General features: G+C 62.4%; 7 protein-coding genes. 3 read left to right on the plus strand and 4 right to left on the minus strand.

Translation table 11 applies throughout. From position 1 onward, the window contains the following. Nucleotides 1–135: 135 nt before the first annotated feature. The 4 genes from J1C49_RS19930 to J1C49_RS19945 are packed head-to-tail and all read right to left on the minus strand — an operon-like array spanning nucleotide 136 to nucleotide 2,934. Nucleotides 136–603 (minus strand): SgcJ/EcaC family oxidoreductase, encoded by a 468-nt coding sequence (locus tag J1C49_RS19930; protein WP_227447598.1) that lies wholly within the window; start codon nucleotides 601–603, stop codon nucleotides 136–138. Continuing rightward, the gene (locus tag J1C49_RS19935; RefSeq protein ID WP_227447599.1) at nucleotides 587–1,228 is read right to left on the minus strand and encodes an SDR family oxidoreductase; all 642 of its coding nucleotides are present in this window, start codon (nucleotides 1,226–1,228) and stop codon (nucleotides 587–589) included. The genes J1C49_RS19930 and J1C49_RS19935 overlap by 17 nt, the downstream gene beginning before the upstream one ends. Further along, nucleotides 1,228–1,665, minus strand: coding sequence for a DUF1178 family protein (locus tag J1C49_RS19940; RefSeq protein ID WP_227447600.1), 438 nt, complete (start codon nucleotides 1,663–1,665; stop codon nucleotides 1,228–1,230). The genes J1C49_RS19935 and J1C49_RS19940 overlap by 1 nt, the downstream gene beginning before the upstream one ends. A 51-nt stretch (nucleotides 1,666–1,716) precedes the next feature. Continuing rightward, a complete protein-coding gene (locus tag J1C49_RS19945; protein ID WP_227447601.1) occupies nucleotides 1,717–2,934 on the minus strand; it encodes a glycosyltransferase N-terminal domain-containing protein in 1,218 nt (405 codons plus the stop codon). 323 nt (nucleotides 2,935–3,257) lie between these two features. Here J1C49_RS19945 and dctP point away from each other — a divergent pair, with 323 nt between their 5' ends. From dctP to J1C49_RS19960, 3 genes are all read left to right on the plus strand, one after another. Further along, nucleotides 3,258–4,358, plus strand: coding sequence for a TRAP transporter substrate-binding protein DctP (gene dctP, locus J1C49_RS19950; RefSeq protein ID WP_227447602.1), 1,101 nt, complete (start codon nucleotides 3,258–3,260; stop codon nucleotides 4,356–4,358). A gap of 95 nt (nucleotides 4,359–4,453) precedes the next feature. Continuing rightward, a complete protein-coding gene (locus J1C49_RS19955) occupies nucleotides 4,454–5,767 on the plus strand; it encodes a TRAP transporter small permease subunit (protein WP_227447603.1) in 1,314 nt (437 codons plus the stop codon). Nucleotides 5,768–5,771: 4 nt separating this feature from the next. Beyond that, the gene (locus tag J1C49_RS19960) at nucleotides 5,772–7,127 is read left to right on the plus strand and encodes a TRAP transporter large permease subunit (RefSeq protein ID WP_227447604.1); all 1,356 of its coding nucleotides are present in this window, start codon (nucleotides 5,772–5,774) and stop codon (nucleotides 7,125–7,127) included. The last annotated feature ends 183 nt before the right edge of the window (nucleotides 7,128–7,310 follow it).

Genomic DNA, 7,310 nt, shown 5'->3' on the forward strand with positions numbered 1-7,310 from the left:
AAGAGCAAGGCGACAAAAGCACCGGTGTCGGAAGCACGCGCCAGTTTTGCATTGAATTCGCGCCGCGATGCGACCCTGGGGGCGGGCAGGGCGCCGCCGGGGCAACCCACGGTGCCGGATTGGGAGAGGCCGGATCTACCGGGAGCGGTAATCAGTGGCCGTCAGCCCGTCCGGCCCGGCAACAAATGTCTCCTTGCCGGGGACGACATCGGTGTTTTGCGCACTGGCGGCGCGCCAGCCATCGGCCTGGCGCACGAGAACGAAAGTCAGGATCGTGTGGCGGGGACCGGCTTCCTGACCGTCCGGGGTCCGTTGCCCGTCAAGCCGGAACCGGCAGCGCTGGACCGCCACGGTCTCTGCAAGCCTGCGGGTTTCGGATCGGCCCGGGCGCAGCTCGCTCCGGGCAAAGAAGCTTTTCAGCGCGTAGTCATGCGGCTTGGCTATCGCCGCCCGGCCATGCCACCAGAGGCCGGTGACATTCACGAAATCCGCGTCTTCGGTAAAGAGCGCGGCTATGGCGTCTCCTTCCCGGGACGCCCATGCAGCGGCAAAGGCTTCGGCAAAGCCCTCTGGGTCTGCAGGCGGCTCAATACGCGTGGGCACGGCCGTCCCATGTTTCAAAGCATCCGGTTGTTTCGAGGCTCAGAGCGTCGAACCGGGCAATCAGCCCGCGCGCGGCCTCGTCTTCGGAGATGTCGGCTTGCGCGCCGCCCATGTCCGTGCGCACCCATCCGGGATGGTAAATGCCGACAGCGATGCCGAGCGGCTTGAAATCGCTCGCCATGTTGCGCCCGAGGTTCAGAGCGGCGGCCTTTGACGCGCGGTAGATATAGGACCCGCCCGGCGCGTGGGTGCTCGATGCCATCTGGCTGGAAATGATGGCGATCTTTGGTGTTTTGGCCTGTCTCAGAACGGGCAAGAGGGCCTCGACGCAGAGGAAGACCCCTGTGACGTTGACAGCAAACGTCTCTGCCCAGAGCTCGGGCGCATAGTCTTCGCGGCTGCGCCCCTTCTCCAAAAAGACCCCGGCGTTGCAGACAAGGAGGTCGAGCGGCGCATCCGCGATGCGTGCCGCGAGCGTCTCGATGGATGCCGGGTCCGTCACATCGAGCGCCATATGGCCGTCTGCGGCGCGCGCCGTGCGCAGCACCGCATCGCCGCGTGCCGCCATGTGCTCCGCAATCGCGCGTCCGATGCCGCGATTGGCGCCCGTGATCAATGCTCGCATCAATGCGCCTTTCTGGTTGGACGGAAGGGGAGTGGAGCCACCGGGATGCCATCGTCGATCAGCGCCTTGGCCTCGTCGCCGCGGGCTTCGCCCCAGATCGGGCGCTCCGGTGCATCCCCGAGATACATCGCGCGCGCCTCACTGGCAAAGTTCTTGCCCACATAATCGGAATGCTTCTCGACGTGCGCGCGCAGCTTTGCGATTGCCCGTTGCTGCGGATTGTCCTGCTGCGAAAGGCTTTCAGGCGGTGGGGGCGGCGTGGGTTCTTCCGTCTTGGCCTGCACCCGCGGCGCCATCAGGGCCTTCTCCACCTCGGCAGATCCACAAACCGAGCAGGTGACCAGATGCCGCGCCAGCAGGGTGTCAAACGCGGAGGCGGATTGAAACCAGCTGTCGAAACGGTGCCCTTCGGCGCATTTGAGGCTGTATTGGATCATGGCTCGAACGTTATTCCCCTATTAGTGAAAATAGCCTTTGCACAGCCCGGTTCAAGCGTCGGGATCGGGCAGCCGTTGCGCGATGGCCTCTATGAGCCCGTTCAGGTCGCTGTCCTGTGCCAGCGCGGTTTTCGCGGCGTTTCCGCCGGCAGTTTGCGCGTCGGCGTCGCCAAGCGCATGGAGGGCATCGCACAGCGCTTCGGGCGTGTGGACTTCGACAGAGGCCGCGGCGTCCCTGAGTCGCGCGAAGGCAGGTTGGAAATTGGCGTCATCCGGACCATGCAGCAAGGCGCAGCCGAAAGCGGCCGGTTCATAGGGCGTGTGCCCCCCGCGATCAGAGAGCGTCCCGGCGATGAACACGCGCCCGCACAACTGATACCAAAGCGCCATCTCCCCCATCGTATCGGCAAGATACACGTCGCAATCCTCTGGCGGTTCGTCTCTGCTGCGCTGGGCCACTGTCAGGCCGCGTGCCTCGATCATCGCCCGGATTTCGGCGCCACGGGTCGGATGGCGTGGGGCAAGGACGAGCTTTTGGCCCGGTGCGCGCTGGCGCAGCGCGCTGTGCGCGTCGAGGACAAAGGCCTCATCGCCCTCATGGGTTGACGCAGCCAGCCACGTGTCCTCTCGCGGAAAGGCCGCGCGCAGAACCGGATCCGGGGTTGTGTCCGGCGGATCATAAAAGGCCTTGAGGTCGATCACCGGACCGGCGCTTTCCGGGCGCAGTCCCAACGCAAGAAGCGCGTCGCGTGACGCGGTATCCTGCGCCGATGCCCAGTCCACGCGCCGCAAGACCGCTTTCGCGAGCCGGGGGAGCCGCCGCCACGCGCGGGCGGTGCCCGGTTTCATGCGCGCTGCAATCTGCAGGACCGGGCCGGGACAGTGCAGCACGCGATGGGGCCAGATCTCGCTCTCCAGAGACATCAGCGCGGTGACAGACCAACTCCGCATGATGCGCCGGGTGGCCCATCCGAGATCAAACGGGGCAGGGCGCGCTGTGACACGCTCAAGCCCCCAGCTCTCGACGAGGGCGGTGGCGGTCCGGGAATTTGAGGTAATGAGCCAGTGAAGATCCGGGCGCGCGGCATGCAAGGCCAGCAAAACCGGTTTGAACGCCGTCAGTTCCCCGTTGGACGCACCATGCAGCCAGACATGCCGACCCCGCACTGCCGGACCCAGCCCAAGCCGCGCACGCAGTTTGCCGTCCCGCAGAGCGCCTGGCGCTGCGACAAGGGCAAAGAGGCTGATCAGCACACGATAAAGGAACACCTGATGTCTCGATGAACGGAGGGCAGGCGCCGATCTAGGGGAATGACGGACTGCTTGGCAAGCGCCTTTGGCGGGCTGTTGGATCTGGCGCGGGCTTTCATCCGCGTCCGATCCTGACCGGACGTTTGTAATTATGAATTCACATCCCGAAAATAAAATATCGATTTTTCAACAAGATGCGTCAAATGGGCGCGCTAACATGCTCTTGCGCCCCCGATTTCGGAGATTTTTCCTTACCAATTCGGTCAAAATGTCTTAGGTCTGGCGTCGCGAGGGAGCGCCGGTGGGGAGCCGGCGCCGACTTTGTCGAACGGGAGGAAACCATGACAACAAGACTGACTTCGCGCCGTGGCGCGCTTCGCACGCTCGCCGGCGCAGGTGCTGCGACACTGGCCGCACCGCATATCGCAGGGGCACAGGCCAACGGAACCACCTGGAAGATCCAGACGAGCTGGCCCGGTGGCGCCGGTCTGCAGATTTTCAAGGATTGGTGCGCAACCATCGAGGAAAAGACCGGCGGCGAGCTGGCTTTCCAAGCCTTTGGCGCCAATGACGTCGTGGGTGATTTTCAGCTTTATGACGCGGTCAAGAACGGCGTTCTGGATGCTGTGAACCCATTCACCATCTATGCGCAGGGCATCATCCCGGCGGCGACGTTCCTGACGTCCATCCCGCTTGGCATGCGAAACCCGCATGAGTTCGACGTCTTCTACTACGGGCTCGGCGGTATCGACATCGCACGCGAGCTTTACGCTGCGCAGGGCATGCATTTCGTCGGCCCCGTGCACCACGGACCCAACATCATCCATTCCAAGGTGCCGATCCGCTCGATCGACGACTTTGCCGGCCGCAAGATGCGCCTGCCGGGCGGCATGGTTGCGGAAATCTTCACCCAGATCGGTGCCGAGACAACCGTTCTTCCGGGCTCGGAAATCTTCCCGGCGCTTGAAAAGGGCACAATCGACGTCGCCGACTATGTCGGACCGGCGGTGAACTACGCCCTCGGCTTCAGCCAGGTGACGGATTATATCGTTATGGGCCCTCCGGGCTTCATGTCGCTCTACCAGCCGGTGGACATCATGGACATCACCGTGAGCAAATCCTCGTGGGACGCGCTGTCGCCCCAGATGCAGCAGTTCGTCGAGATGGAAACGCATGTCTACTCCGACATGCATCACGCGGCGATCCAGAAAGCGGACCAGGAAGCCTGGGCCAAGTTCGAGGCCGACGGCACCGAGGTCACGCGCCTCACACAAGACGATGTCGAGTTGATGACGGAAGTGGCCGTACCGATCTGGTTCGACTACGCCAACCGCGACCCGCAGGCCGCGCGCGTGTTCAAGATCCAGCTCGACTACATGATGTCCGGCTCGCTCGGCTATGTCGATCCGGCGCTGACACAGGGTCTCGAGCTCAAGCTCTGACGCTTCGGGCCAGAATGGCCTGATCATCGTGCCCGGGGCCGGACAGGTCCCGGGCCATACTGTCTTACAACTCAAAAACAAGCAGGTTGCCCAAGATGCCCGGCCTCAGCTTCACGCTGCCGCACTGGCTCTACTGGGTGGGTCTGATCGTGTTTCCGATCATCGCAATGGTGCTGTCGCGCCGTCCGCAACCCGCTCAGAAGCGCTATTCGCTGCCGCTCGCTTACATGATCGCCGTTACAGGCGGGATCATCGGATTGCACCGGTTCTACCTCAAGAGCCTGGTCGGTCTGGTGTATCTGCCGCTCTTTCTGTTCATTCTCTACTCCAACGGACAGGAACAATCCGCACGCTCCGCTTTGTCCGAAGTCACCAACCAGATCCGCGTCGCCGAACGCACGCTGGATCGTGAGGTTGGCCGGGTCGAAGAGGCGCGCGCCTCGCTGGCCGAACTTCAGGTGGCGGTTGACGAGGCCGAGGAGGGCTCCTTTGCCAAGCGCAGCGCCGAAAGGCGGTTAGAGCGGGCTCAGGACACGGTCGAAACGGGACAGACCCGCATCGATGAAGCCCGTGCCACGGTCGAGGAGGTCGGGCCGTTGCGGGATACCGCGGCGGATACGCGGGCCTTCTGGGACATGGCTGCGGCCTACGCGCTCTATGCCATCCTCGCGCTGCTGCTGATCGATTTCGTGCTCTTGCCGGGCATGGTGAGCCGGGCCAACGCGGCGCTGCCTGCACATGAAGAGATCACGGAAGCCGAGCGTCGAATTCGCGAAGCCGAGGCCGAAGAAGGCCCCAAGCATGACCGCGATTATGCAGAGAACTGGATCGACAGGCTCTCCCTGTTCTGCGGTGAATTTGTTGCCTATTGGGCGGTGATCGCGGTGTTCGTCTACTATTATGAGGTCATCGCGCGCTATGTTTTCGGCTCTCCGACAAACTGGGCCCACGAGGCGATGTACCTCATGTTCGGGATGCAATACCTGATCGCGGGTGCCTATGCGATGCTGACCGAAACGCATGTGCGGGTCGACATCTTCTATGCGCCTTTGCCGAAAAAGCGCAAAGCCTGGGTCGATCTCTTGACGTCGATCTTCTTTTTCATCTTTGCCGGCACGCTGATGGTGACCTCCTATATCTTCGCGATGGACGCGCTGGCGGTGCCGACGGGGAACGCGGCAATTTCGGAGTGGGCGCGGGGCAATATCGGCCTTGGCGAGCTCTTTGGATCGCTCGATGCGAGCCAATGGACCGACCCGAACATCCGCTGGGGCGAGATTAGCTTCAACGAATGGGAAGTGCCGCTCTGGCCGATGAAATGGGTCATGGTGATCGGTGGGCTGCTGCTGGTGCTGCAGGGCATCTCCAAGCTGTCCAAGGACATTCGCGAAATCGCGAGAGGGAACTGAGCCTATGGGTATCGAAATCGAAATCGGGTGGCTCACCCTCATCATGTTCGGATCGCTGCTTGCGCTCCTCATGGCGGGTTTGCCGCTGGCCTTTGTAACGGGCGGGCTGGCTTGCGTCTTCCTGTTTGTCCTTGGCGATGCGCGGGCGCTCAACATCGTGCCCAGCCGCATCTTTCCGCTGATGACGAATTATCAGCTTTCGGCGATCCCGCTCTTTATCTTCATGGCTGCCATGCTCGAAAGGGCAGGGATCATCAACGACATGTTCGATGTGATCTACAAGGTACTCGGCGGCGTGAAGGGCGGTCTTGCGGCCGCCACGATCATCGCCTCGACAATCCTTGCGGCGATGGTTGGTGTGATCGGTGCGGCGGTTGTGACCATGGGCATCATCGCCCTGCCGGCGATGCTCAAGCGGGCCTATGATCCCAAGATCGCCATGGGCTCGATCATGGCGGGCGGCACGCTCGGCATCCTGATTCCGCCGTCGATCCTTGCGATCATCTACGCGGTTGTGGCCGAGCAATCGGTGGGTGAGCTTTTCATCGGTGCGGTCATCCCCGGTTTGCTGTTGTCAGGGATGTATATCTGCTACGTGCTGATGCGCTGCACCATCAACCCCGCGCTCGGTCCGGCGATCCCGGTGGCAGAGCGCGTGTCCAATGCCGAGAAGCTGCGCCTCGTTGGCAAGATGGCGGCTCCGATCACTCTCGTGGTCGTGGTGCTGGGCATCATCTTCTCGGGTGTGGCAACACCGGTGGAAGCGGCGGGCATCGGCACCTTCGGCGCCTTTATCGTGGCTGCGATCCATCGCAAGCTCGACTGGCCAACCGTACGTGAGGCCTGCACCACCACGTTGAAGGCGTCCGCAATGGTCATCTGGATCATGTTCGGGGCAACGATCTTCGTCGGGCTCTACGTGCTCGAAGGGGGTCAGCAATTCGTGCAGGACGCGCTTGCCGCGACGGGACTGGGGCCTTGGGGGATCCTGATCCTGATGCAAGTGCTGCTCGTGGTGCTCGGCATGTTCCTGGACTGGGTTGGCATCCTGCTGCTTTGCGTGCCGATCTTCGTGCCGATCATCAAGGCGCTGGGTGCCGCGGCCTTCGGGCTCGACAGCCCGGACGACCTCGTGCTGTGGTTCGGTGTGCTGTATCTTGTGAACATGCAGATGAGCTTCCTGTCGCCGCCCTTCGGCTATGCTCTTTTCTACTTGCGAGGAGTGGCGCCGGCGGAGATTCCGATGACGGATATCTTCAAATCCGCACTGCCGTTCCTTGCGCTGCAAATTACCGGGTTGGTGTTGTGCATGCTCTTCCCGCAGATCATCACATGGCTGCCAAGGCTGGTCTATGGGTGAGCCGGCGGGCGGAAAGAAACGCCAATGACCAGAGGGGCATGCCGATCCGGTATGCCCCTTTTCTGTTTGACCGCGGCCAAAGCTTGTGTCGCTCATCGCTCATCGCTCATCGCTCATCGCTCATCGCTCATCGCTCATCGCTCATCGCTCATCGCTCATCGCTCATCGCTCATCGCTCATCGC

Source organism: Cognatishimia sp. F0-27, assembly GCF_020667845.1.
Lineage (GTDB): Bacteria > Pseudomonadota > Alphaproteobacteria > Rhodobacterales > Rhodobacteraceae > JAFMPQ01.

Coding starts and splice junctions, on each gene's coding strand:
- J1C49_RS19935 (WP_227447599.1), bottom strand. CDS start 1,228: ATGCGAGCATTGATCACGGGCGCCAATCGCGGCATCGGACGCGCGATT.
- J1C49_RS19940 (WP_227447600.1), bottom strand. CDS start 1,665: ATGATCCAATACAGCCTCAAATGCGCCGAAGGGCACCGTTTCGACAGC.
- dctP (WP_227447602.1), top strand. CDS start 3,258: ATGACAACAAGACTGACTTCGCGCCGTGGCGCGCTTCGCACGCTCGCC.
- J1C49_RS19955 (WP_227447603.1), top strand. CDS start 4,454: ATGCCCGGCCTCAGCTTCACGCTGCCGCACTGGCTCTACTGGGTGGGT.
- J1C49_RS19960 (WP_227447604.1), top strand. CDS start 5,772: ATGGGTATCGAAATCGAAATCGGGTGGCTCACCCTCATCATGTTCGGA.